This window comes from Burkholderia sp. BKH01, from assembly GCF_025685725.1.
Lineage (GTDB): Bacteria > Pseudomonadota > Gammaproteobacteria > Burkholderiales > Burkholderiaceae > Burkholderia > Burkholderia pyrrocinia_C.
The window spans coordinates 224,536-249,321 of sequence record NZ_JAOTQT010000004.1 but is presented as its reverse complement, the minus strand read 5'-3'; the positions used below and the strand labels follow the sequence as shown (position 1 = coordinate 249,321).

General features: G+C 68.6%; 22 protein-coding genes and 1 pseudogene. 8 read left to right on the top strand and 15 right to left on the bottom strand.

Going from position 1 to position 24,786, the window contains the following annotated elements; translation table 11 throughout:
- Positions 1 to 182: 182 nt before the first annotated feature.
- Complete coding sequence (locus tag OEJ37_RS08970) at positions 183 to 1,085, bottom strand: GNAT family N-acetyltransferase (RefSeq protein ID WP_175920010.1); 903 nt, start codon at positions 1,083 to 1,085, stop codon at positions 183 to 185.
- On the opposite strand from OEJ37_RS08970, the gene OEJ37_RS08965 reads away from it, so the two are divergent.
- Complete coding sequence (locus tag OEJ37_RS08965) at positions 1,071 to 1,268, top strand: hypothetical protein (protein ID WP_174417121.1); 198 nt, start codon at positions 1,071 to 1,073, stop codon at positions 1,266 to 1,268. The genes OEJ37_RS08970 and OEJ37_RS08965 overlap by 15 nt on opposite strands.
- A gap of 197 nt (positions 1,269 to 1,465) precedes the next feature.
- Here the strand turns inward: OEJ37_RS08965 and OEJ37_RS08960 are convergent, their stop codons facing one another.
- The 11 genes from OEJ37_RS08960 to OEJ37_RS08910 form a co-directional block, all read right to left on the bottom strand.
- The gene (locus OEJ37_RS08960; protein WP_175920009.1) at positions 1,466 to 2,650 is read right to left on the bottom strand and encodes a M20 aminoacylase family protein; all 1,185 of its coding nucleotides are present in this window, start codon (positions 2,648 to 2,650) and stop codon (positions 1,466 to 1,468) included.
- Positions 2,651 to 2,718: 68 nt separating this feature from the next.
- Positions 2,719 to 4,176, bottom strand: a complete 1,458-nt coding sequence (locus OEJ37_RS08955; protein ID WP_175920008.1) for an aldehyde dehydrogenase family protein — start codon at positions 4,174 to 4,176, stop codon at positions 2,719 to 2,721.
- The gene (locus OEJ37_RS08950; RefSeq protein ID WP_175920007.1) at positions 4,173 to 5,450 is read right to left on the bottom strand and encodes an NAD(P)/FAD-dependent oxidoreductase; all 1,278 of its coding nucleotides are present in this window, start codon (positions 5,448 to 5,450) and stop codon (positions 4,173 to 4,175) included. The genes OEJ37_RS08955 and OEJ37_RS08950 overlap by 4 nt, the downstream gene beginning before the upstream one ends.
- Before the next feature lie 130 nt (positions 5,451 to 5,580).
- Positions 5,581 to 6,906 carry an NAD(P)/FAD-dependent oxidoreductase gene (locus OEJ37_RS08945; protein WP_175920006.1) on the bottom strand — a complete coding sequence of 442 codons (1,326 nt, stop codon included), beginning with the start codon at positions 6,904 to 6,906 and terminating at the stop codon, positions 5,581 to 5,583.
- A 2-nt stretch (positions 6,907 to 6,908) separates the two neighbouring features.
- Positions 6,909 to 7,643 carry a cupin domain-containing protein gene (locus tag OEJ37_RS08940; protein WP_175920131.1) on the bottom strand — a complete coding sequence of 245 codons (735 nt, stop codon included), beginning with the start codon at positions 7,641 to 7,643 and terminating at the stop codon, positions 6,909 to 6,911.
- A 309-nt stretch (positions 7,644 to 7,952) separates the two neighbouring features.
- A complete protein-coding gene (locus OEJ37_RS08935; protein ID WP_263344043.1) occupies positions 7,953 to 8,408 on the bottom strand; it encodes a helix-turn-helix domain-containing protein in 456 nt (151 codons plus the stop codon).
- A 109-nt stretch (positions 8,409 to 8,517) separates the two neighbouring features.
- Positions 8,518 to 8,724, bottom strand: a complete 207-nt coding sequence (locus OEJ37_RS08930) for a hypothetical protein (RefSeq protein ID WP_263344042.1) — start codon at positions 8,722 to 8,724, stop codon at positions 8,518 to 8,520.
- A gap of 143 nt (positions 8,725 to 8,867) precedes the next feature.
- Positions 8,868 to 10,739, bottom strand: a complete 1,872-nt coding sequence (locus OEJ37_RS08925; protein ID WP_263344041.1) for an ABC transporter ATP-binding protein — start codon at positions 10,737 to 10,739, stop codon at positions 8,868 to 8,870.
- Entirely contained in the window at positions 10,739 to 11,695 is a 957-nt protein-coding gene (locus OEJ37_RS08920; RefSeq protein ID WP_174417129.1) for an ABC transporter permease, read from the bottom strand. The genes OEJ37_RS08925 and OEJ37_RS08920 overlap by 1 nt, the downstream gene beginning before the upstream one ends.
- 30 nt (positions 11,696 to 11,725) lie before the next feature.
- Positions 11,726 to 12,679, bottom strand: coding sequence for an ABC transporter permease (locus tag OEJ37_RS08915; protein WP_174417130.1), 954 nt, complete (start codon positions 12,677 to 12,679; stop codon positions 11,726 to 11,728).
- A 79-nt stretch (positions 12,680 to 12,758) separates the two neighbouring features.
- Positions 12,759 to 14,345, bottom strand: a complete 1,587-nt coding sequence (locus OEJ37_RS08910) for an ABC transporter substrate-binding protein (RefSeq protein ID WP_175920003.1) — start codon at positions 14,343 to 14,345, stop codon at positions 12,759 to 12,761.
- Between the two features lie 493 nt (positions 14,346 to 14,838).
- Between OEJ37_RS08910 and OEJ37_RS08905 the strand changes: the two genes are divergently transcribed.
- On the top strand, positions 14,839 to 15,183 hold the full coding sequence (locus OEJ37_RS08905) for a cupin domain-containing protein (protein WP_175920002.1): 345 nt from the start codon (positions 14,839 to 14,841) through the stop codon (positions 15,181 to 15,183).
- Between the two features lie 78 nt (positions 15,184 to 15,261).
- Here OEJ37_RS08905 and OEJ37_RS08900 read toward each other — a convergent pair whose 3' ends face one another.
- The 3 genes from OEJ37_RS08900 to OEJ37_RS08890 all read right to left on the bottom strand — a co-directional run bounded on the left by OEJ37_RS08900 (position 15,262) and on the right by OEJ37_RS08890 (position 18,123).
- Positions 15,262 to 16,800 (bottom strand): methyl-accepting chemotaxis protein, encoded by a 1,539-nt coding sequence (locus OEJ37_RS08900; protein WP_175920130.1) that lies wholly within the window; start codon positions 16,798 to 16,800, stop codon positions 15,262 to 15,264.
- A 210-nt stretch (positions 16,801 to 17,010) separates the two neighbouring features.
- Positions 17,011 to 17,679 (bottom strand): haloacid dehalogenase type II, encoded by a 669-nt coding sequence (locus OEJ37_RS08895; RefSeq protein WP_175920001.1) that lies wholly within the window; start codon positions 17,677 to 17,679, stop codon positions 17,011 to 17,013.
- A gap of 51 nt (positions 17,680 to 17,730) precedes the next feature.
- A complete protein-coding gene (locus OEJ37_RS08890) occupies positions 17,731 to 18,123 on the bottom strand; it encodes a hypothetical protein (RefSeq protein WP_174417134.1) in 393 nt (130 codons plus the stop codon).
- A gap of 22 nt (positions 18,124 to 18,145) precedes the next feature.
- Between OEJ37_RS08890 and OEJ37_RS08885 the strand changes: the two genes are divergently transcribed.
- From OEJ37_RS08885 to OEJ37_RS08860, 6 genes and pseudogenes are all read left to right on the top strand, one after another.
- Complete coding sequence (locus OEJ37_RS08885) at positions 18,146 to 19,006, top strand: GNAT family N-acetyltransferase (protein ID WP_175920000.1); 861 nt, start codon at positions 18,146 to 18,148, stop codon at positions 19,004 to 19,006.
- A gap of 12 nt (positions 19,007 to 19,018) precedes the next feature.
- The gene (locus OEJ37_RS08880) at positions 19,019 to 19,945 is read left to right on the top strand and encodes a 2-hydroxyacid dehydrogenase (protein ID WP_175919999.1); all 927 of its coding nucleotides are present in this window, start codon (positions 19,019 to 19,021) and stop codon (positions 19,943 to 19,945) included.
- A gap of 161 nt (positions 19,946 to 20,106) precedes the next feature.
- Positions 20,107 to 21,504: pseudogene (locus tag OEJ37_RS08875) on the top strand (aspartate aminotransferase family protein); the annotation flags it as partial.
- 111 nt (positions 21,505 to 21,615) lie between these two features.
- Positions 21,616 to 22,107 carry an Lrp/AsnC family transcriptional regulator gene (locus OEJ37_RS08870; RefSeq protein ID WP_034182400.1) on the top strand — a complete coding sequence of 164 codons (492 nt, stop codon included), beginning with the start codon at positions 21,616 to 21,618 and terminating at the stop codon, positions 22,105 to 22,107.
- A 101-nt stretch (positions 22,108 to 22,208) separates the two neighbouring features.
- Positions 22,209 to 23,681, top strand: a complete 1,473-nt coding sequence (locus OEJ37_RS08865; RefSeq protein WP_263344039.1) for an NAD-dependent succinate-semialdehyde dehydrogenase — start codon at positions 22,209 to 22,211, stop codon at positions 23,679 to 23,681.
- Between the two features lie 43 nt (positions 23,682 to 23,724).
- Positions 23,725 to 24,705: a M14 family metallopeptidase gene (locus OEJ37_RS08860; protein ID WP_175919996.1), complete on the top strand. Its 981-nt coding sequence runs from the start codon at positions 23,725 to 23,727 to the stop codon at positions 24,703 to 24,705.
- Positions 24,706 to 24,786 lie beyond the last annotated feature (81 nt).

Sequence of the window (24,786 nt, the reverse complement as noted above, 5' to 3'; positions counted from 1 at the left end):
ACATCCTGCGCAAGCCGCGCGGCGGCCGAATGCCATTCGATCCGTGATGGAAGGCGCGATCCGCCGGGATGTCGATCGGGACGCGCCTGAAGCGCCGGCCCGCGTGGCCAGCGCAGCGGCCGAAAGCGCGATCGGCGGTCCGGATGAACGTCGACGAATGCCGCCGGGCGCGCGGCCGTGGCCTACAACATCGCCTGACTGACCAGCCCGTACAGCCCGTATGCCGGATCGAGCGCGCCGCCGCATGCCGCGGCGGGCGCGTTGCGAACCATCTTCGAGCAGGTGTCCACCCGCTTCAATCCCTGCATATCGAGCCAGTCCGGCAAGCTCGTTCCCGACGGTACGTCGATGCGGACAAATTCATTCTCCAATCCACCCAACCAATGGGCGATCAGGGCCCTCGCGCACGTGTCGCCGGTCGAACGCGGCGCGACCACCGGGCCGATCAGATAGCCGCGCCCGAAGCGGCGCAGCACCGAAAATCCGGCGATTTCGCCGTCGCGCTCGAGCACGACGCTTTCCCCGCGCGTCAGCAACGCCGACAAAAGCGCATCGCGCTCGAGGCCGGAAGCGCACGCGTCCAGTTCGACGAGGCGGCGCAAATCGGCAGGCGTCCCGGCCCGCAGCCGCGCGCCATCGGGCAGTACAACCGCGGCGGGCCGGCTCACGTTCCCCTGAAACTGGTCCAGCGAGCCGCACACGTCGAAACCGAGTTTTTCGTAGAGCGGCTGGCCGGCCGGCGTCGCATGCAGGAACGTGATGCGCGGCCCCAGTTCCTCGAGGAGCGTCTCCATCAGCGCGCGGCCGATGCCGCGGCCCTGGTGCGCGGACGACACGATGACGTGCCCGATGGACGCGCGATCCGCGCCGAACTTCCAGCACATCGCCGTGCCGATGACCGCACAGTTTTCCTCGGCCGCGAACGCGACCGACGTGTCGGCGGAAAACTGCCAGTCCTCGAGCCTGAATGGCCAGCGAAGCGCGGTGGACAGCGCGTGGGCCGCAGGCAAATCGGCCACGGTGAACCTTCGATAGCGAAGCGCCGTCGTCGAGCGGGAATCGTTCATCACATGTTCCTGTTTCATCAAGCAATCCTTCCGGAAGGCACCCTCGCGCAAGCGGGCGCGCACGACGGCGCGAGCCGGTTTCGCCGGATATTCGACGAGCCGGCATCGGCGCCCTGGCGTTCGCGGCACGCGCGTCGTGCCGGCAAGTTCATGGAATCGACTATAGGAAACAACGCCTTCGTCGTGTTTAACAACCCGTAAACCGGCTGTTAACGCCGCTTTAACGTTCGGCCCGCGCATGACCATTCGATGCGGCTGGGCCGGCTGGACTACCGGCTTGTTCGGCAGCGGGCATGCGTCCACGGCGAGCGCCGGTCGCAACTGCTCCGCATGCGCGGTGCGGGCACGCGCCCGATCGCGCGACGAACCGGCCGCGCACGATGGATCGCACCGCCGCGTCAGACGGTCCCGAAGTAGCGCCGCGCCAGGGCGACCCAATAACGGACGCCGGCCGGAATGATGTCGTCGTTGAAATCGTATTTCGGGTGATGCAGGGCCGGCGTGGCCGTTCCGGCCGGCGCATTGCCGATCAGCACGTACGCGCCGGGCCGCTCCTCCAGCATGAAGCCGAAGTCCTCGGACGTCATGTTCGGCGGCACGTCGCGGTAAAGGCGCTCGTCGCCGAACGTCTCGCGAATGACCGTTTCGCAGAGTGCCGTCTCGGCCGGCGTGTTGACCGTCGCGGGGTAGTACTGAAAAAACGCGACCTCGACATGCGCGCCATAGGCACGGGCCAGCCCCTCGCACATGAGCTGGACGTCGCGCTGCAGCTTCTGCTGCAATGCCGACGATAGCGTGCGAATCGTCCCGCGCAATTCGGCGCTGTCCGGAATGACATTGTCCGTCGTGCCCGCATGGAACATGCAGACGGAAATGACGGCGGGATCCACGGGATCCTTGTGCCGCGCGGCGATGGTCTGACACTGCAGCACCATCGAACACGCGAGGGGAACGGGGTCGACGCCCAGATGCGGCTGCGCCGCATGCGCGCCCTTGCCCGTTACCGTGATCCTGAATCGGCAGCCCGCGGCCATGATCGGGCCGGTACGCAACCCGAAATGCCCGGCCGGCAAACCCGGCCAGTTGTGCATGCCGAATACCGCCTCGGTCGGATAGCGTTCGAACAGCCCGTCGTCGATCATCCTGCGCGCGCCCGCGCCCCCCTCTTCGCCGGGCTGAAACACGAAATGAACCGTGCCCGGCAACTGCGGCAGCGCCTTCAGGATGCGCGCGGCCCCCAGCAACATCACGGTATGCCCGTCATGCCCGCATGCGTGCATCACGCCCTGGGCGCACGACGCATGCGCAAAATCGTTGGCTTCCTGGATCGGCAACGCATCCAGATCGGCACGCAGCACGATGCCGCGGCCCGGGTCCGCACCGGGCAGGCTCGCGACGACGCCCGTGCCTCCGAGCCCGCGCGACACCACATAGCCGAGCGCGTCGAGCTCGCGGGCGACGACGTCGGCCGTCCGGTGCTCCTCGAATCGCAACTCGGGATGCGCATGCAGGTCGCGGCGCAGGTTCGCCCAGTGCGCGTGATGCGCGTCCAGCGACGCTTCGGGAATAACGGGGTTGTCCAATCTCGGCACCTTTATCGGGCAAACGGATTCAAATCCGGACTGCCGCCGCATGGCGCGCAGCCGTTGCTTCAATCATGGAAACCCAGGATCGACTTGATTTCCATGTACTCTTCCATCCCTTCGATCCCGTACTCGCGACCGTTCCCCGACTGCTTGTAGCCGCCGAACGGAGCCTGCGGGTCCCATGCCGGGTAGTTCAGATGCACCTGGCCCGACCGAATGCGCGCGGCCACCGCGCGCACGCGTTCCTGGTCGGTACCCTGCACATGTGCGCCGAGCCCGTAAACCGTGTCGTTCGCGATCGCGATGGCTTCTTCGACGGTGTCGTAAGGAAGGATCGCGAGAACCGGACCGAAGATCTCCTGCTGCGCGATGTTCATGTCGGTGCGGACCTCGGAAAAGACGGTCGGCCGCGCATAAAAGCCCCGGCCGAAACCCGCGGGCCGTCCGGGCCCGCCGGCGATGAGCTTCGCCCGTTCGTCGATGCCCGCGTCGATCATCTGCCCGACGCGCTCGAACTGCGCGCGATTGGCCAGCGGACCATGCGTCGTCGCTTCGGCGAACGGATCGCCGACGACCATCCGTTCCGTTGCCGCGACCGCCAGTTCCTCGACGCGGCCCAGCACGTCGCGCGGGACGATCATGCGGGTCGGCGCGCTGCACGACTGGCCCATGTTCCGGAACGCGGCGGCCACGCCCGGCGCGACGGCGCGCGACAGGTCCGCATCGGGCAACACGATGTTCGGCGACTTGCCGCCGAGCTCCTGCGCGACGCGCTTGACGGTCGGCGCCGCCGCTTGCGCAACGAGTACGCCCGCACGCGTGGACCCCGTGATCGAAACCATGTCGACTTCCGGGTGCGACGCGAGCGCCGCGCCCACTTCCGTGCCGCTGCCGCTCACCAGGTTGAACACGCCCGCGGGCACGCCCGCATCGGCGACCACTTCCGCGAACAGCAACGCGCTGAGCGGCGACAGCTCGCTCGGTTTCAGGACCACCGTGCAGCCTGCCGCGAGCGCCGGGCCGACCTTCGCGGTGATTTGATAGATCGGCCAGTTCCACGGCGTGATCAGCGCGCACACGCCGATCGGCTCGCGCACGACCGCGGTCGTCCCCCGCCGCGTGACGAACGGGTAGCTCGCCAGGTTGTCGCGCGCGACCCGGACATGTTCGGCCGCGAGCGGTACATGGGCGCCGCGCGCATAGCCGATCGGTGCGCCCATTTCCATCGCGAGCGCGGCGGCGAACAGTTCGGCGCGCTCCAGGATCAGCGCATGAATGCGGTCGAGCAGCGCGGCGCGTTGCTGCGGCGACGTCGCGGCCCAGCGTTCGAACGCGCCGCGCGCGGCCCGCACCGCGCGGTCGGCGTCGCGTGCGTTGCCGAGCGGGATGTCGCACAGCGTGTCTTCGGTGGACGGGCAGACCACGGCGAACCGGTCGCCACCGTCGGGCATGACCCAGTCTCCGTCGATGAAGAACCGCTCGAGCCTTCCGGCTTGCATCAAGTGACGAACAGGTGAATTCATTGCAGGGTGTCCTTCAGTCGGTACCACGCACCCACGAACGGCAAAAACCACGGTTTGCCGAAGTGGCCGGGAATGGCGGGCCAGTCGAAACCGCTCCACGGGTTGAGATCGGCCCGCCCGTCCATGATCTCCGCCATCAGCGTGCCCATCAGCGTGGCCATGTGCGTGCCGTGGCCGCTATAGCCCATCGAGTAATACACGCCTTGTCGCTGGCCCGCGCGCGGCAGGCGGTTGGCCGTCATGTCGACCATGCCGCCCCAGCAATAGTCGATGCGCACGCCGGCCAGCGCCGGAAACACGGCGGCCATCTGTTGTCGCAGGATCAGCCCGCTCTTTTCGTCCGAACGGGGGTTCGACGTCGCGAAACGCGCCCGCCCGCCGAACAGCATCCGGTTGTCGGGCGTGACGCGAAAGAAATTGACGAAGTTCTTCGTGTCGGTGACCATCCGGCGGGTCGGCAGCAATCGGTCAAGCAGTTCGCGCGGCAACGGCTCGGTGACGATGATGAACGCGCCGACCGGCACGATCCTGCGGCGGATCCAGCCGAACGGCCCCACCTGCGAGATGCCGCTCGCGAGCAGCACCTGGCGCGCACGGATCTCGCCGAGCGGCGTATGCACCGCGTATGCGCCGCCCGCCTCGCGCTTCACGCCGAGCACCGGCGCATGCTCCAGGATGTGCGCGCCGCGCGCTTGCGCGGCGCTCGCCAGACCGCGCACATAGCGGCCGACGTGCATCCCGGCGCTCTTCTCGAAGATCAAGCCGCCGTGATAACGGGTCGAGCCGATCTCATCACGCAGTTGCGCCTTCGTCACCAAGCGCGTGTCGGGGTCCACGCTCGCGGCGAGCAGCGCCTGGCTTCGCACCAGCTTGTCGTAGTGCTCCGGCTTCGCCGCGAGCTTGAGCTTGCCGCGACGCACGAAATCGCAGTCGATCGACTCTTCCCTGACCAGCCGCTCGACCGTGTCGACGCCCGCATCGAACGCGCGATACAACCGGTTGGCGAGTTCGGTGCCGATGCGCTGCGACAGCGACGCGTAATCCTGCGCAAAGCCGTTGTTGCACATGCCGCCGTTGCGTCCCGACGCTGCCTGCCCCACGGTGCCCGCCTCGCAGACGACGACCCGCGCGCCTTTTTTCGACAGCGCCAGCGCAGCCGCCGAGCCCGTGATCCCGCCGCCCACCACGACCACGTCGCAACTTCCGTCGGGCAGCTCCGGCGAGCTGCCCGCGAATGGCTCGGACGTATCGAGCCAGTAGGAACTGAAACGCATCACACACTCCAAAGCTGGCGCATCGGGCCGGAAAGCCGGCAAGAATTCGCCGCGCCGGTCCGGCCGGTCGCGCGATCCGATCCGAAGCGCATCGTTCAAACGCCGCCGCGTTCGGCGTGACGGCCGTCGCCTAGAAATCGGCGACCTTGCCCCACGCGGATTCGCCGAATCGGCTGGGCCGATACGGCAGCGGGTCCACGATCGGTTGCGCGCCGGTCGCGAGATCCGCGATCAAGTGGCCTGCGCCCGGGCCGATGCCGAAGCCGTGCCCGGAAAAGCCGGCCGCGAGGATCAGGCCCGGCAGGCCCGGCACTTCGCCGATACCCGGGACGCCGTCCGGCGTGCTGTCGACGAACCCGGCCCAAGCGTGCGTGATCGTCGCTTCGCGAAGTTCGGGCAGCAATTCGACGGCACGGCGGTACGTCTCGGTGACGGTCGACATATCGGGCTTCGGATCGAGAATGCGCATCGCCTCCATCGGTGTCGGCGCATCGAGCCGCCACCGCTTCAGCGTTTCGTGGCCGCCGCGCATGCCCTCGAGGCCGCCCGGCAGAAGGCTGCGCCAGCGCTTCGCGAACATCGGCACGAAATGCGGCGCGAATCGCAGGAACTGCGGCGTCAGGTCCACGCGCGCGCGGCCGCTGATGGCCAGTGCGTAGCGTCCGTCGCTGCGGCGCGTAATGGACACGCCGGAGGTGTACAGCGCAGCCGGCAAGTGCTGTTCGACGGGCGACACGCTCAGGATCGACTGGCGGATCGACGCCTGGGGAAACCGGATGCCGAGCTGGCGGCAGAACGACGACGCCCATGCGCCGCCGGCGAGCACAGCCGTCCTGGTCTTGATCACCCCGGCTTCCGTGACGACGCCGGAAACCCGGCCGCCCTCGAGTTCGATGCCGCGGGCCGCGCACTGCTGGTTGACGCTGCCGCCGAGCTTCATCAGTGCCGCGGCCACGGCCGGCGCGGCCTTCGCCGGATCGGCGGTGCCGTCGGTCGGCGAAAAGACGCCGCCCTTCCAGGGTCGCCCGGTGGGCTGCCCGCGCTCGCTCGCCTGCCGGCTGTCGAGCATGTAGGTCGTCACGCCCGCGGTCCTCGCGAATTCGCCCCAACTGGCCCAGCGCGACAACTCGGCTTCGTCATTGCTCAGATACAACAGCCCGCAACGATGAAAACCGGTGTCTTCGCCGGATTCGGCGGCAAATCGTTCCCACAGGTCGAGGCTCTTGCTTGCCATCGGCAGTTCGCGCGCGTCGCGGTTTTGCTGCCGGCACCAGCCCCAGTTGCGGCTCGACTGCTCGGCGCCGATCCTGCCCTTCTCGACCAGCGCGACCGACACCCCGCGCCGGGCCAGGTAGTAGGCGGTAAAGACGCCGATGATCCCGCCTCCGATCACGACGACGTCGGCCGCGGCCGGCAGCGTGGGCGAAGTTTGTATGTGTTGCAGCGGAGGTGACATGGTCAATGTTGCTCGGTTGAAACCTGGACGTTTTGCATGACGTAGAACTTCGCCACGCGATCGCTGCTTTCCCACCCGATCGGCGCGCCCCGCGGCACGAAAAGCGCGTCGCCGGCGCCGAGCGACAGCACGCTGCCGTCGGGCGCGGCGAACCGCACGCTGCCGGCCAGCAGCTGCATGAACTCGTTCGCGCGATGCGGGCGCACGATCCGGTGGTACGGCGTCGAATCCCACGTACCCGCGCAGCAAGCCGCGCCGTCGTCGGCGAAGACGTTGTCGCTGCGGCATTGCGGAGCGGGCCCCAGCAGCACGTCGGCCGGCAGCGATGCGGACGGCTTGAAATCGGCGTCGGCGCGCAGCGCGAAGAGGCCGCGTCTGGGCGGGTTCGTGCAAGCCGCCGCGCAGAACATCAGAAGCACGGGCGATGCCGCGCTGACGCGAACCGCCGTGCCGCTGCCGATGACCGCCCCTGCTTGCGGACCGAGCACCAACGGCGCCGCTCCGGGCGCTTCGAGCGTCAGCTCGCCCGCCACGACGACGAGGGTCTCGATGTGCGGAAAGCTCGCCACGTCGAGTTCGCCAACGAAGCCGATACGGCCCGCGGCCATCGAGTCGGGGCCTTCCCATGCGATTTCACGATGCGGCCCGAACGGGTCGTTTTCGCCGAACGGCTTCCTGCGGAAGTCGGTCGACAAAGGCGTGCCGTCGGCACGGTGCAACACGAACGCTACGGTCATTTCTGCTCCTGCGCATGGCGCGACGATCTTGTTGAAATATCCCTGGACGGTACCGGAAATCGTCGTTCTCGCGACTTCCCAGCCGGCAACCGTCAGGAGTATTGATTGGTTCGATAACGCGTATTCGCTGCGCAATAATTGAATTGCGTCGCTGGTGGTTCATGCCTGCAATTATGCGGTGCAGGTCTTCCCGATTGATTAACCTCCGGAAAAGCGCTCGTTAAGCATGGCTTAATGACCACGCCACGGCCGGCAGGCGTCTTCATCGGGCAGCCAGGGCCGGTCGCAACCGCGTGCCCGCGCTTGCGCTTACGCGGCGTGACAGGACGCGTCCCGGCGTTCGGCGCGCGTACGCATCGACGTGGTTCGCCCCGGCGCTCCGCCCGAGCGCGCGCTCACGTAATCGCGCGGCGTAATCCCGAGCACCCGCCGGAAATGCCGGCACAGATGGCTCTGGTCGAAGAAACCGACCTCGGTCGCCACCACCGACGGCGCCACGCCGCCGCGCAGCAAGTCCTGCGCTCGCCGAACCCGTACCAGACACAGATACCGATGCGGCGACAGCCCGATTTCGCTGCGAAAACGCGCGGTGAAACGCGACACGCTCAACCCGGCCACCGCCGCGAGCGTATCGAGATTCAGCGGCTGCGCGAACGACGCATCGATCGTGCGCAGCACGTCGTCGATGGCCGTCGATACGGGCCGCCCGACGCCGGCAGCGCGGAGCACCGCACTTTCGACCGGCTCGTGGATCAGATCGACCATGTTCGCCGTCCTCATGCGGCCGCCTGCGCGGCAGTGGCCGGCGCGACGAAGCGCACGATCGCGAACGGCTCGATCGGCATGCCGGCCGCGCCGGAATCGATCAATTGCGTCATGGTGTCGCCGCTGCCGGGCCACGGTCGGAAGCCACGCCCGCGAAATCCGGACGCATGATCGACACGTCGGCGCGCCCTTCGGCGCCCCCTTCACAGCCGGCGCGAAACGCGCGGCGGGTATCCAGCCTGTTCGATTCGGGTTTCATCGGATCCTTCCCAAGCCTTCCGGCGACGACGATCGGCGATCGCTCATTGAAAACCATTTAATCACCATCAAGAAGCGCAGTTGCCGCGTATTCGGGTGCGGCGCACGCACAATCCACCGTTTTTCGCGACCGCCGCGGCAGCCTGTGCGGAACGCCGATCGCCGACGCAAGCGAGCGCGGCAAACGAACGGCGCGGCGCACTACAGGCGCACCGGCTGCACCGGCGGGACGACCGCCGCCGGCTCCGCCTGGAAGCGCGTCAGGTCGTCCTCGCTGCGGTGGCACAGCACCTGCGCGCCGTTGCCGAGGGTGCGCAGCACGGGCGCCGTCCGATTGCATACGCCGTCCACCCGCATCGCGCAGCGCGACAGGAACGGGCACAGCTGCGCATCGTCCGCGCTCGCGCCGATCGGCACCAGCGGCCGGTGGCACCGCTCGGCCGCATCGTCGAGCCAGCCCGCGCGCAGTTCCGGCGCCGACGACACGAGCAGGTGCGAGTACGGGTGATAAGGCGGCGCGCACAGCGCGTCGCGGCTGCCCGTCTCGACGCGGCGGCCCGCGTACAGCACGACGATGTCGTCGCTGATCGCGCGCACCTTGGCGATGTCGTGCGTGATGAACACGTACGACACGCCGAGCTTCGCCTGCAGTTCGCGCAGCAGGTCGATGATCGCGGCGCCGACCACGGTGTCGAGCGCCGACGTCACCTCGTCGCACAGGATCAGGTCGGGCTCGGCCGCGAGTGCGCGCGCGAGGTTCACGCGCTGCTTCTGCCCGCCGGACAGCTCGCCGGTGCGCCGCCCGGCGACCGCCGGCGGCAGCCGCACGAGCTCGAGCAGCTCCGCGACGCGCTGCCGCGCACGCGCGCCCTTGACCCCGTGATAGAACGCGAGCGGTCGCGCGAGCGTGCGTTCGACCGTATGCACCGGATTGAGCGCGGTATCGGCGTTCTGGAACACGATCTGCACGCGGCGATGCTGCTCCTTCGTGCGCTTGCCGATATCGAGCGCGAGCGGCTCGCCGTCGAGCAGGATCTGCCCGCCGTTGGCCGGCACCAGGCCCGCGATCACCTTCGCGAGCGTCGTCTTGCCCGAGCCCGATTCGCCGATCACGCCAACCGTCTGGCCGCGCCCGATGCGCAGGTCCACTTCGTGCAGGATCACTTTCGCGGGCAGGCCCTTCGCGGTGCGGGCGCCGTATCCGGCGACCGCGCCGCGCACGTCGAGCAGCGGCGCCGGCGCGGCCGCCGCGGGTTTCGCGTCGCGTTCGGCGCCGTTCGGCGTGACCGCCGCGATCAGGCTCTGCGTGTACGGATGCGCGGGCGCATGCAGGATCTGTTCGGTATCGCCCGCCTCGCGGATCACGCCGTCGCTCAACACGACGATCCGGTCGGCCATCTGCGCGACGACCGCGAGATCGTGCGACACGTACACCGCGCTCATGCCGTAGCGGCGGATCACGCTCTTGAACGCCTGCAGCACGTCGATCTGCGTGGTCACGTCGAGCGCCGTGGTCGGCTCGTCGAGGATCACCAGTTCCGGATCGGTGATCAGCGCCATCGCGGCCATCAGCCGCTGCAACTGGCCGCCCGACACCTGATGCGGATAGCGCTTGCCGATCGTTTCCGGCTCCGGCAGCGCGAGCGCGCGGAACAGCTCGACCGCCTTCGCCTGCGCGTCGCGCTTCGACATCGTCCGGTGAATCAGCGCGCTCTCGATCACCTGGTCGAGAATCGTGCGCGACGGGTTGAACGCGGCGGCCGCGCTCTGCGCGATGTAGGCGACCTTGCGGCCGCGCAGCGCGCTCAGCGCCGGCGCGGACAGCGCGCATACGTCGGTGCCGGCGAGCTTCACCGAGCCGCCGGCGATCCGGCAGCCGGCGCGCGCATGGCCCATCAGCGCCAGCGCGATCGTCGTCTTGCCGGAGCCGGACTCGCCGATCAGCGCGAGCACCTCGCCGCGCCGGATCTCGAAGTCGACGCCGTGGACGATCGTCGTTTCCGGGCCGCCCGGGCGGCCGCCGACGACGCGCAGCCCGCTGACCTCGACGAGCGGAGTCGATTCATGTCGCATCAGTGTTCTCCGGCGGCGGCGGCCGCGCCCTTGCGGCGGCCGCGATGCGGCAGGCCGTCGATCAGCAGGTTGACGCCCACCGTCAGGATCGCGATCGCGACCGCGGGCATGATCGCGACGGCCGAACCGTCGCCGAGGCTCGCGATGTTCTCGCGCACGAGCGAGCCGAGGTCCGCGTACGGCGGCTGCACGCCGAGCCCGAGAAAGCTCAGGCCGCTCAGCAGCAGCACGACGAACGTGAAGCGCAGTCCGGTATCGGCGAGCATCGGGTGGATCATGTTCGGCAGCATCTCGACGCACGCGATGTACAGCGCGCTCTCGCCGCGCGCTCGCGCCACCTGCACGAATTCGAGCGTGCTGATGTTCACGGCCAGCGCGCGCGCGATCCGGTACGAGCCCGGCATGTAGCTGACCGCGGCGGTCAGGATCAGCAGCGGCAGCGACGAGCCGAACGCGGCGACGAACATCAGCGCGAACATCTTCGACGGAATCGACGTGAGCGCGTCGAGCAGCCGGCTCATCGTCTCGTCCACCGCGCGGCCCGACACCGTCGCGAGCAGCCCGAGCGTCGTGCCGGTCAGCGCGGCGAGCAGCACCGCGGCCAGCGCGAGCAGCACGGTCAGCCGCGTGCCGTACAGGATCCGGCTCAGCATGTCGCGGCCGAGGAAGTCGGAGCCGAACGGCAGCTTCGCGCTGAACGGCGCGAACACGTCCGGCGTGACGATCGTGCCGACTTCGTGCGGCGCGAGGAGCGGCGCGAACACCGCGATGAACAGCATCAGGCTGGCCATCGACAGGCCGATCCAGCCGCCGGTGGTCAATGCCGGGCGCATCGCGCGGCGCTTGCGCGGCTGCTCGGGAGACGGTGCGGCAGGCGGCGTGTCGCCCCAGGACGGGCGCGGATCGCCGGGCGGCGGCAGCGCGCTGCTGCGTTGTACGGGTTCGGTCGGGTGCATGTTCGGCATCTCGGGAGAAGGACGGGACGGTCAGGTCCGCAGTCTCGGGTTCGACACGATCGAGCACAGATCGGCGAACAGCACGAGCGTCAGATAGGCCACGCAGAAGATCAGCGTGCACGCCTGCACCAGCGGGAAGTCGCGGTTGCCGACCGCATCGACCATCAGGCTGGCGAGGCCCGGATAGTTGAAGATCGTCTCGACGACGATCACGCCGCCGAGCAGATACGACAGGCTCAGCGCGATCGCATTGGCGATCGGCCCGATCGCGTTCGGCAGCGCATGGCGCAGCACCACGCGCGCGGGGCTCGCGCCCTTGAGCACGGCCATCTCGACATACGACGCGCTCAGTTGCTCGATCACCGCGGCGCGCGTCATCCGCGCCATCTGCGCAATCACGACCGCGCAGAGCGTCAGCACCGGCATCGCATATGCGCGCAGGAAATCGTGGACGCTTTCGATCGGTCCGCTGTACGACAGCGCGGACAGCCAGTGCAGCTTCACCGCCAGCACGAGCACGGCGACCGTCGCGATCAGGAATTCCGGCGTCGCGACGAGCGACAGCGTGCCGAGGCTGATCGCGCGGTCGATCGCCGACTCGCGCTTGACCGCCGCGAGTATCCCGAGCAGCAGCGCGATCGGCACCGATACCGCGGTCGTGATCGCCGCGAGCGCGAGCGACTTCGGCAGGCGCCCGCCGATCATGTCCGACACCGGCATGTCGCCGGACAGCGAGCGGCCGAAATCGCCGTGCAGCAACCCGGCGAGCCAGTGCACGTAGCGCACGTGCGCCGGCATGTCGAGGCCGAACTGCTGGCGCAGCGCGGCGATCGTTTCCGGCGTCGCCGACTGGCCGAGCGCGGCCTGCGCGGCATCGCCCGGCAGCAGGTTCGTGATCGTGAAGATGATCGCGGACACGATCAGCAACGTCAGCGCGGTGACCGCGATGCGCCGGCCGATCAGCCCGATAAGGATTCGGTTCATGCAGCGGCACTCCCGGAAAGGCCGCGCGCGGCCGGGGCGGTGGCCCGCACCGGCCGCGCGGCGGCGGCAGGCGACGGCGTCAGGCGTTCCACCATACGTGTTCGGCGAACATGCCGCCCATCATCGGGCCGGTCGGAATCGAGCCGAGGCCCGCGAGGCGCTTGTCGTACCCGTCGAGGAAACTGATGAACGCCGGAATGCCGACCCTGCCCTGCTGCGCGACGATCGCCTGCATTTCGCCGTACATCTGCCTGCGCTTCGCATCGTCGGTCTCGGAGCGCGCGGCGAGCAGCAGCTGGTCGAACTTCGCGCTCTTCCAGCCCGATTCGTTCCACGGCGCGTCCGACTTGAAGAACTGCGTGAACAGCACGTCGGCGCTCGAGCGCGGATTGATGTTGCCGAAGCCGAGCGGATGCTTCATCCAGTGGTTCGACCAGTAGCCGTCGGGCGACACGCGGTTCACCTGCAGGTTCAACCCGATCTTCTGGCCGGCCTGCTGCAGCAGTACGGCCATTTCGATCGAACCGTTCGCATCCGACGTCGCATAGATCGGCGGCAGCGCGGCGCCGAGCGCGCCGGCCTTCTGGAACAGGAATTTCGCCTTGTCCGGATCGTACGGCCGCTGCGGCACCGATGCGTTGAAGTAGCGATGCCCCGGCGGAATCGGCTGGTCGTTGCCGATCACCGCGTAGCCGCGGAACACCGCCGAGCGAACCTGCTCGCGATCGAACAGGTACTTCATCCCCTCGACGAAATCGGGATGCGCGGTAATCGGGTTTTCGCTGCGCACGATCAGGTCGGTGTACAGGCCCGACTTGGTTTCCTTCAGCGCATAGCCGGGCGTCGACGCGACGCGCTGCGTCGAGCGCGGATCGATCGCGTTGATCAGGTGCACGTCGCCGGACAGCAGCGCGTTCAGGCGCGCGGCGCTGTCGCTGATGCCGATCAGCTCGATCTCGTCGAGATACGGCATCCCGGGCTTGAAGTAGCTGTCGTTGCGCACGCCGACGGTCGACACGCCCGGCTTGAACGACTTCAGCTTGTACGGGCCGCAGCCGATGCCGGTCGCGAAGTCGGTCGTGCCGTCCTTGACGATCACGAGCTGCGGCGTCGCGAGGATCACCGGCAGGTCGGCGTTCGCGCTCGCGAGCGTCAACGTGACTTCGTCCGGGCCGGTCGCCTTCGCGTCGGCGAACTGGTCGGCGAGCGGCTTGACCTTCGACGCGGTCGCCGCGTTCTTGTGGCGCATCAGCGAGAACACGACGTCGGCCGGCCCGACCGGTTTCCCGTCGTGGAACGTGACGCCCTTGCGCAGCTTGATGATCCAGGTCTTCGCATCGGCCGTCTGCAGCGACTCGGCGAGATTCATCTGCGGCGTCAGGCTCGCGTCGAGCTGCGTGAGGCCGCTGTAGAACATGAAGAAGCGGATGTAGTCGGCGCCCGTCGAGCCCTTGGCCGGGTCGAGCGTATCGGCCGTCGAGCTGGATTCGTTCGCCACGCGGATCTTGCCGCCGCGCTTCGGCGCGGGCGCGGCGAACGCAGCCCGGGAGTTCGCCAGCAGTCCGCCGGCGCCTGCGGCCATCATGCCGCTCGCCGCCATGACCCGCATCATGTCGCGGCGCGTGAAGCCGCCGTTGCCGCCGCCGTTGTCGATATCGTCGCTCATCCGAACTGCTCCTGACTGTGGAAAGTGGGTCCTGGGGTCCAGCGTGGTTCGTGGTTCCCGCCGCGCCCGCCTGCTGGTAGCGAGCACAACGTCGTACGCATTGAGTTCATTTAAGCACCGCCAAAATGGCGGTTGTCGCGATTCGGGGCACCTGCACGACACGATTCGACCGTTTTGGGCCGTCCGCGCAGCATGAATTGCTGCGCGCCCGCGTGTGCCGCGTTGTCTTCCCGTCGCCCCGCGACACATGCGCGACGAAGAGAATCGTAAAGCGACGGCCGCCGCAGATTGCACCGACAAAATTGCCCGTTCGGCATCCCAAACGTGTTCGGCGGTCCCAAACCACATGTTTTGCATCGATTGCGCACCTGCGGATCGGCGGCGCCCGAAACGAGCGAAATGTCCTGGTCGCCAGCCGCGCGCGTGCGACAGTGAGCCGCCCTCGCAGCCGCTGCGCCGGGACGATTTCCGATCACCGCGAGGACACCCACGCATGAAAGTTCAGAAGATTTCCCGCTCCGTCGACGCCGACTTGCGCGAAGACTGCGGCACGGCCGGATTGCCCGGCACCGAACCCGCCCGCGTGTCGGGCCGGCAGGTCGTGATCCCGGGCAGCGAGGCGTTCGACACCGGCGTGTTCGAATGCACGCCGGGCACTTGCGGGCGCAGAGTGAAGGAAGCGGAGGTGATGCATTTCCTCGCCGGCGCCGGCACGTTCGCGCCGGATGGCGAGGAAGCGATCGAGTTCGGCGCGGGCGACACGCGGTTCTTCGCCGCGAACACCGAAGGGCTGTGGGACGTGCGCGAGACGATGCGCAAGGTGTATGTGATCTTCTGACGCGGGCGGGCCGCGCATGCGCGCCGCGCCCGGTTTCTCGCCCGGTTTCTCGCCCGGTTTCTCCCCCGGGTCGGCCGCTCAGCCGGCCAGCCGGAACACCGCTACCGCGGACCTCAACCGTGCCGCCTGTTCATCCAGCGAGGAAGCGGCAGCGGCAGCCTGCTCAACGAGCGCGGCGTTCTGCTGAGTGACTTCATCCATTTGCGACACCGCCTTGCCCACCTGTTCGATGCCGGTGCTTTGCTCGGCGGAGGCCGAGGAGATCTCGCCCATGATGTCGGCCACCCGGTCGATCGACCGGACGATCTCCGTCATGCGCGTCCCCGCCGCCTCGACGAGCCGGCTGCCGCTGCCGACCTTCTCGACCGACACCTCGATCAGCCCCTTGATATCCTTCGCCGCCGCGGCGCTGCGCTGGGCGAGCGAGCGGACCTCCGAGGCCACGACCGCGAACCCGCGCCCTTCCTCGCCGGCTCGCGCCGCTTCGACGGCCGCGTTGAGCGCAAGAATGTTGGTCTGGAACGCGATGCCTTCGATCACGACGGTAATGTCGGCGATCCGCACCGACTCTTCGGAAATCTGCCGCATCGTTTCGACGACCTCCTGCACGGCGGCACCGCCGAGTTCGGTCGCTTCCTTGGCCGTGGTGACGAGCGCATTGGCCTGACGCGCATTCTCGGCATTCTGCCGGACCGTCGACGTGATCTGTTCCATGCTGGCGGCCGTTTCCTGCAGCGACGCGGCCTGTTCCTCCGTGCGTTGCGACAGGTCCAGGTTGCCTTGCGCGATCTCGCCGGTGCCCATCGCAATCGAGTGGGTCGTGGTCTGGATTTCGGCGATCGTCTCGGTCAGGCGCGCCTTCATTTCGCCGAGCGCCGCGAGCAGGCTGCCCGGCGCGGCCTTGGCCACATCGAATTCGACGTCCAGTTCGCCGGCGGCGATGCGCGCCGCGATGTGCGTCGCGTGCGCCGGCTCGCCGCCCAGCGTGCGCCTGACGCTGCGCAGCACGCCCCACGCGATTGCCGCCAGCGTCGCGGCGATGACGAGCGCAATCGCGCCCAGCACCATCGCGAGCCGGGTGAACGCCGCGTTGATATCGTCGTAAAAGAATCCCGTGCCGATCCACCAGTTCCAGTCCGGAATGGCGACCACGCCCTGCAGTTTCGGCTCCGCATCCGCGTCGGGGCTGCGCTTGACCAGCACGTCGACGAGCGCGAAATGCGCCTGTGCCATCCCGGCGCGGTAAGCCTCGCTATCGGTCAGGCCGCCGGTCGTGCGGTTGCCCTTGGCCCGCGTGCCGACGAACTTCGCGTTCGGGTGAACCAGGTTGACGCCGTCGGCAGTCGTGACCCAGTAGTAGCTTTTCGTATCCGCGTTGAGCGCCGACAGCGCGGCTTTTGCCTGCTGCTGGGCCTGATCCGCGGTGAGCGTACCGCTCGCCTGCAACGCGCGGTACGAATTGACCAGATGTTCGGCCTTCGTCAAAAGAATGACGATCTCTTCGCGACGGCTGTCGATCAGCGCGCCGCGCAGCGTCTGCAGCGACATCGCGGCGAGCAATACGACGCCGAGCAGCGCGGCCGCGACGAGCATCAGCAGTTTCGTGGACAACTTCATGCGGGAGCCTCGCGATATTAACCATTCGGTACAGATATCGGCGTTGGCGGCTCTACCTTGAACGTCATCGCATCGGTATTTACCCTCGATTCGTGCGCTGATCGTACGCACCCGAGCGAACGGCCGGGCCGGCCGCTCACTGGATTCGCCCCGGCGTGCCCGGCCGGCGGCGCGACGCACGACCCCGTGCGCGCGCAGCCGACGCGACGCTTACAGGCCGAGCTGCGTCGCGAGATCGCCGATGTCGGACACTTCCGTGTAGTTGTAGTACGGCGTGCCCGGCTCGTGGCCGCGATTGACGAACGCCTTGTGCTTGATCCCGAGATCCTCGGCCGTCATCAGGTCGTAACGCAGGCTCGACGATACGTGCAGCACGTCCTGCGGCTGGCAGCCGAGCTTGTCGAACATGTATTCGAAGCCCTGCATGCGCGGCTTGTACGACTGCGCCTGCTGCGCGGTGAACACCGCGTGGAACGGCGCGCCGAGCTTGTCGACGTTGCTCATGATCTGGTCGTCCATTGCGTTCGACAGGATCACCAGCTTGTACTTCTTCGCGAGCCGCGACAGCCCGACCGGCACGTCCGGATGCGGGCCCCAGGTCGGGACCGCGAGATAGAAGCGCTCGGCCTCGGCTTCGTCGAACGTCACGCCGATCCGCGCGCAGGTGCGACGGATCGCGTTGACAAGGACGTCGCGGTACGGCTTCCACGCGCCGAGCACCTCGTCGAGCCGATAAGCGGCGAACGCGCGCACGAAGTCCTCCATCGCGACCGGCGACAGCCGGTCCGCGTAAATCTCGCGCGCAAGCTCCGCCATCTGGAAACGCGTCAGCGTGCCGTAGCAGTCGAACGTGATGAACTTCGGTTCAAATTGGATCATGATGACGTCCTGTCGGTGTGAAGCCCCGGCAGGGCCGGGGACGGGCTGGGTTCAACGAAATTGAATCAAGGCAAAAAGTCGTTCGCACATCGTTCGGCGCCGCTCGAAACGCACGATCGCCGCGTGTTGCGGGCCGCGGGCAGCACGATCTGCGGCGCGATCGCGTGGTGCTGCCGCGCCGTCCGGGCGAACCTCGCGAAACCGCAACGCGGCTGCCGCCCGGCGCGGCTCGCCGGCGCGCGGCGGCGCCGGCGCGTTTCCATCGTAGTGGCATTCACACAGCAGAAGCTGTCGGATTGACGAGCCCCGCCGGCACGAAGCGCGCGTTCGTCCGTGCCGATCGAGCCCGTTTGCGTCGATCTCGCACGGCCGCCCGCCAAAGCCGGAAAACAGGCGAATCGTCCTATCCGCGCCGCAGTGGCGCTGGCAGAGTCGATACGTCATTCCTACCCATCCGGAGTCCGGCGTGGCCGACCTCAATTCTTCCCGCACGCTTACCTATCGTCCGTTCGCCGAAAGCGACCTGCCCGCCGCGCATCGGCTGTCGCAAGCGTTCAACTGGCCGCATCGGGTCGACGACTGGCGCTTCGTGCTGCAGCTCGGCAGCGGCTTCGTCGCCGAAGACGACACCGGCGTCGTCGGCACCGCGCTCGGCTGGCGCTTCGGCGAGTCGCACGCGTCGCTCGGCATGGTGATCGTGTCGCCCGAGCACCACGGGCGCGGCATCGGCCGCGAACTCCTCGCACGGATCGTCGACGGCTTCGGCACGCGCACGGTGTTCCTGCATGCGACGCCGGCCGGCGAACCGCTGTACGCGAAGTTCGGCTTCCACGCGATCGGCACGATCGACCAGCACCAGGGCACCGTATTCCAGCCGCCGCTGATCTCGCTGCCGCCCGGCGAACGGCTGCGCCCGCTCGGCACGAACGACGGCCCGCGACTCGCGGCGCTCGCGTCGCGTGCGGCCGGCTATCCGCGCGACGCGGTGACCGACGCGCTGCTCGACGTCGCCAACGGCATCGCGCTCGATCGCGACGGTGAACTGCTCGGCTTCGCGCTGTTCCGCCGGTTCGGCCGCGGCCACGCGATCGGCCCGGTGATCGCGCCGGACGCGCTGCGCGCGCAGGCGCTCATCAGCCACTGGCTCGCGCTGCACGAGGGCATGTTCGTGCGGCTCGACGTGCCGGGCGACAGCGGCCTGACCGACTGGCTGCAGGGGCTCGGGTTGCCGCGGGTCGACACGGTCGTCGCGATGGTGCGCGGCGACGCGCCCGCGCGCGACCCGGCGCTGCGCGCGTTCGCGATCGTGAACCAGGCGCTCGGCTGAGCGACGCGAGCCATGAGCTTCGTCTACAAGGCCGATCCGGTGCGTGGCGCGCAATGGGCGCACCGTTTCGCGCAACAGGCGCCCGACCTCGCGTTCCGGATCTGGCCTGACATCGGCGATCCGCACGCGGTGCGCTACCTCGCCGCGTGGCAGCCGCCCGACGATCCGGTCGCGCTGCTGCCGAACCTCGAGATCGTGTTCTCCGTCGGCGCCGGCATCGACCAGTTCGACCTGTCGCGCGTGCCCGCGCACATCCCGGTCGTGCGGATGATCGAACCCGGCATCGTCGACGGCATGGTCGAGTATGTGACGCAGGCCGTGCTGACGATCCATCGCGACCTGTTCGACTACGCGGCGCAGCAACGCGCGCAGGTATGGCACGAGCGGCCGGTGCGCGCGGCCACAACGCGCCGCGTCGGCGTGCTCGGGCTCGGCACGCTCGGCCAGGCCGTGCTCGACATGCTGCGGCGCTTCGGCTTCCCGTGCGCCGGCTGGAGCCGCACGCCGCGCACGCTCGACGGCGTCGAGTGCCATGCGGGCGACGCGGCGCTGGACGCGTTTCTCGCGCGCACCGACATCCTGATCTGCCTGCTGCCGCTGACGGACGGCACGCGCGGGCTGCTCGGCGCGCGCGTGTTCGACGCGCTGCCGGCCGGCGCGTCGCTCGTGCAGGTCGGTCGCGGCCCGCAGCTCGACGCGGCCGCGCTGCTCGCGGCGCTCGACAGCGGCCGGCTCGACAGCGCGATCCTCGACGTGACGGACCCCGAACCGTTGCCGGCCGGACATCCGTTCTGGACGCATCCGCGCATCCGGATCACGCCGCACATCGCCAGCGCGACGCGGCCCGACACCGCCGTCGACGCGGTGCTGGCGAACCTCGCGCGCCATCGCGCGGGGCAGCCGATGATCGGCGTCGTCGATCGCGCGCGCGGTTACTGACCGCTCATCCGCACCGGCGCGCGGGCGCAGCAGAAAATGCCGAAGCGCGCCGTGCAAACGCCGCACCCGTACGTTTCAGCCGGCAAATTGAAGGCACGCGCTAATTTCTCGCTCGTTAGCATGACTCCATCGCTGACACCCGACGAGAGTCCCGCCCTGCCATGACCTACTCCGCGCTGATCGAAGCCGATCGCCAACACCTGATCCACCCGGTCGTCAATTACCGCACGCACGAGGCGCGCGGCGTCACCGTGCTCGACTCCGCCGACGGCGTGTTCCTGCGCGATGCGCAAGGCCACACGCTGCTCGACGCGTTTTCCGGCCTGTGGTGCGTGAACGTCGGCTACGGCCGCGACAGCATCGTGAAGGCGGCGGCCGAGCAGATGGCGAAGCTGCCGTATGCAACCGGCTATTTCCATTTCGGGTCGCAGCCCGCGATCGAGCTCGCCGAGCGGCTCGCCGCGCTCGCGCCCGCGTCGCTGAACCGCGTGTACTTCACGCTCGGCGGCTCGGACGCCGTCGATTCCGCGGTGCGTTTCATCACGCACTATTTCAACGCGACCGGCCGCCCGACGAAGAAGCACATGATCGCGCTCGAGCGCGGTTATCACGGCTCGTCGTCGATCGGCGCCGGGCTCACCGCGTTGCCCGCGTTCCACCGCCATTTCGACCTGCCGCGCGCCGACCAGCACCACATTCCGTCGCCCTACCCGTATCGCCACCCACTCGGCGACGATCCGCAGGCGCTGATCGCGGCGTCCGTCGCCGCGCTCGAAGCGAAGGTCGCGGAACTCGGCGCGGACAACGTCGCCGCGTTCTTCTGCGAGCCGGTGCAAGGCTCCGGCGGCGTGATCGTGCCGCCGGCAGGCTGGCTGAAGGCGATGCGCGACGCATGCCGGCGTCTCGGCATCCTGTTCGTGGCCGACGAGGTGATCACCGGCTTCGGCCGCACGGGCCCGCTGTTCGCGTGCGAGACCGAACGCGTCGAGCCGGACCTGATGACCGTCGCGAAGGGCCTGACGGCCGGTTATGCGCCGATGGGCGCGGTCCTGATGTCCGACGAAATCTATGAAGGGATCGCGGGCAGCCGCACCGATTCCGCGGTGGTCGGGCACGGCCACACGTATTCCGCGCATCCGGTCAGCGCCGCGATCGGCCTCGAGGTGCTGAGGCTCTATCACGAAGGCGGGCTGCTCGCGAACGGCCAGGCAGTGGCGCCGCGCTTCGCGGCGGGCCTTGCCGCGCTGCGCGACCACCCGCTGGTCGGCGAGGCGCGTTCGGCGGGCCTGCTCGGCGCGCTCGAGCTGGTGGCCGACAAGGCGCGCAAGACGCGCTTCGACCCGACGCTGAACCTGCCCGACCGGATCACGGCGGCCGCGTACGCGAACGGCATCGTGTTCCGCGCGTTCGGCGACGGCGTGCTCGGTTTCGCGCCGGCGCTGAGCTTCACGGCCGGCGAGTTCGACCTGATGTTCGAACGCGTGCGCAAGACGCTCGACGACGTGCTGGCCGACGCGTGCGTGCAGCGCGCGCTCGACGCCGCCCACGCGCAGCCGGCGCGAGTCGGGCGTGAGTCGGCCATGAAGCGGGCGAGGGAAAGCCGGACTTGTGGCGGCTACCGTTCGACTCTAAAGTAACCGGACATTCCATTTCTGCCTTCTCACGCGAACATGACGGACAGCAAGCTAGACCGGATCGACCTGCGCATTCTTTCCCAGTTGCAAAAGCGCGGGCGCATGACCAACGTCGAACTGGCCGATGCAGTCGGACTGTCGCCGAGCCCGTGCCTGATCCGCGTGAAGCGGCTCGAGAAAGCCGGCTACATCGCCGGGTACGGCGCGCATATCCAGCTCGAGAAGCTCGGCGACGTGCAGGTGGTGTTTACCGAGGTCACGCTCGCCGACCACCGGCGCGAGGACTTCGACCGGTTCGTCGCGGCGATCCGCGATGTCGACGAGATCGTCGAGTGCCATCTCGCGAGCGGCGGCTACGACTATCTGCTCAAGTTCGTCACGCGCAGCGTGAGCCACTACCAGACGATCGTCGAAGGGCTGCTCGAGCAGAACATCGGCATCGAGAAATATTTCAGCTACGTGATCATCAAGTCGCCGTTCGTCAAGCGGCACTATCCGCTCGAATCGCTGTTCGGCGAACGGCACTGACGCACGGCCGCGGCCACCGCGAGTGCGGCGGCGCGCCGTACGCGCGTCGCCGCGATGCGCCCGCCTTTCGCCGTCGAGCCGCCTTCATCCCAGGACCAGCCATGTCACTTACCCTCTCCCGCACCGAACTCGTTCGCAGTGCAAACCTGATCGACGGCGCGTGGCGCGATGCGCTCGACGGCGGCCGCTTCACGGTCACCGATCCGGCGACGCTCGAACACGTGGCCGACGTGCCCGACAGCGGCCCGGCCGACGCGCGTGCCGCGACCGACGCGGCCGTGCGCGCGCTGCCCGCGTGGCGTGCGACGCCGGCCCGCGAACGCGCGGCGATCCTGCGCGCATGGCATGCGGCGATCGTCGCGCATACCGACGATCTCGCGAAACTGATGTCGCGCGAACAGGGCAAGCCGCTCGCCGAAGCGCGCGGCGAAGTCGCGTATGGCGCGTCGTACGTGCTGTGGTTTGCCGAGGAAGCGACCCGCACCTACGGCGACCTGATTCCGCAACAGCAGCGCGGCAAGCGGCTGAGTGCGGTCAAGGAGCCGATCGGCGTCGTCGCCGCGATCACGCCGTGGAATTTCCCGCTCGCGATGATCGCGCGCAAGATCGCGCCCGCGCTCGCGGCCGGCTGCACGGTCGTCGCGAAGCCGGCCGAGGACACGCCGCTCACGGCGCTCGCGCTGGCGTTCCTCGCGCAGGAGGCCGGCGTGCCGCCCGGCGTGCTGAACATGATCGCCGCATCGCGCGCGCACGGCATCGACGCGGTGGCCGACTGGCTCGCCGACGCCCGCGTGCGCAAGATCACGTTTACGGGATCGACGCCCGTCGGCAAGCTGCTCGCACGCGAATCGGCCGCGACGCTCAAGAAGCTGTCGCTCGAGCTCGGCGGCAATGCGCCGTTCATCGTGTTCGACGATGCCGAGCTCGACGCCGCCGTCGACGGGCTGATGGCCGCCAAGTTCCGCAACGGCGGCCAGACCTGCGTGTCGCCGAATCGCGTGTACGTGCAGGCCCGCATCTACGACGCCTTCGCCGCGAAGCTCGCCGCGCGGGTCGGCGCGTTGAAAGTTGCCCCGGCAACCGACCCCGCCGCGCAGATCGGCCCGATGATCAACGCACGCGCGGTCGACAAGATCGCGCGCCATGTCGACGATGCGCTCGAGCGCGGCGCCCGCGTGCTGACGGGCGGCAGGCGCCTGCCAGAACTGGGGCCGAACTATTACGCGCCGACCGTGCTGGCCGATGCAGCCGCCGGCATGCAGCTCGATTGCGAGGAGACGTTCGGGCCGGTCGCCGCGCTGTTTCCGTTCGATACCGAGGACGAAGCCGTCGGCGCCGCGAACGACACGCCGTTCGGGCTCGCCGCGTATTTCTACACGCAGGACGTCCGGCGGATCGCGCGCGTGTCGGCGCGGCTCGAAACGGGCATCGTCGGCATCAACGAGGGCGCGCTCGCGAGCGAGGCCGCGCCGTTCGGCGGCGTGAAGGAATCGGGCTACGGCCGCGAAGGTTCGCGCTACGGCCTCGACGACTACCTGTCGATCAAGTACCTGTGCCAGGGCGGGCTCGACTGATCGCACGCCCCTTCCTGATGTTTTCGTTACCCGGCATGCCGCCATGACCGCTTTCACGCGCTACCCGATCGAAGTTTCGTTTCCCGACCTTGCACCGCACCGCGCGGGCAATACCGGCGTCGACCACGTGTACCGCTTCGCGGCCGGCGAAACCGGCCCGAACGTGATGGTCAACGCGCTCACGCACGGCAACGAAGTCTGCGGCGCGATCGTCGTCGACGCGCTGCTGGCGCTCGGCGTGCGGCCGCGTCGCGGCACGCTGACGCTGTCGTTCGCGAACGTCGCGGCCTACGCGCGCTTCGATCCCGCGCAGCCGGACGCGGCGCGCTTCGTCGACCAGGATTTCAACCGCGTGTGGACGCCCGCCGTGCTCGACGATCTGTCGGCCCGCTCGGTCGAACTCGATCGCGCCCGCGCGCTGCGCCCGTTCGTCGACGCCGCCGACTGGCTGCTCGACCTGCATTCGATGCACGAGCGCAGTGCGCCGCTGATCGTCGTGGGGCCGCTCGAAAAGGGTGTCGCGCTCGCGCGCCGCGTCGGCGCGCCGGCCACCGTGATCCGCGACGAAGGCCACCCGGAAGGCACGCGGATGCGCGATTACGCGGCCTTCGGCGAGCCGGGCAGCCCGAAGTGCGCGATGCTGGTGGAATGCGGGCAGCACTGGGAAGCACGCGCGGTGGACGTCGCCCGCGACACCACGGCCCGCTTCCTGGTCGCGTCCGGCGTGGTCGAGCGTGACGACCTGCCCGCCGGCTGGTTCCTGCCGCTGCCCGACACGATGCGCGTCGTTCAAGTGACGGAGCCCGTGGTCGCGACCAACGGCGTGTTTCGTTTCGCGGGCGACTATACCGGGCTCGAACATTTCCCGGACGCCGGCACCGTGATCGGCTGGTCGAACGAGGTCCCCGTCGTGACGCCCTATCCCGACTGCGTGCTCGTGATGCCGTCGCTGCGGCAATTGCGGCCCGGTGTCACCGTCGTGCGGCTCGGGCGGCTCGTCGACGAATCCGGCGCGCCTGCCTGACGGATCGGTTTCGACGCAACCGGCGCGGCGGCCGCACACGTTTGCGGCAACGCCGCGCCGATTCGCTTCGCATGCAGACCT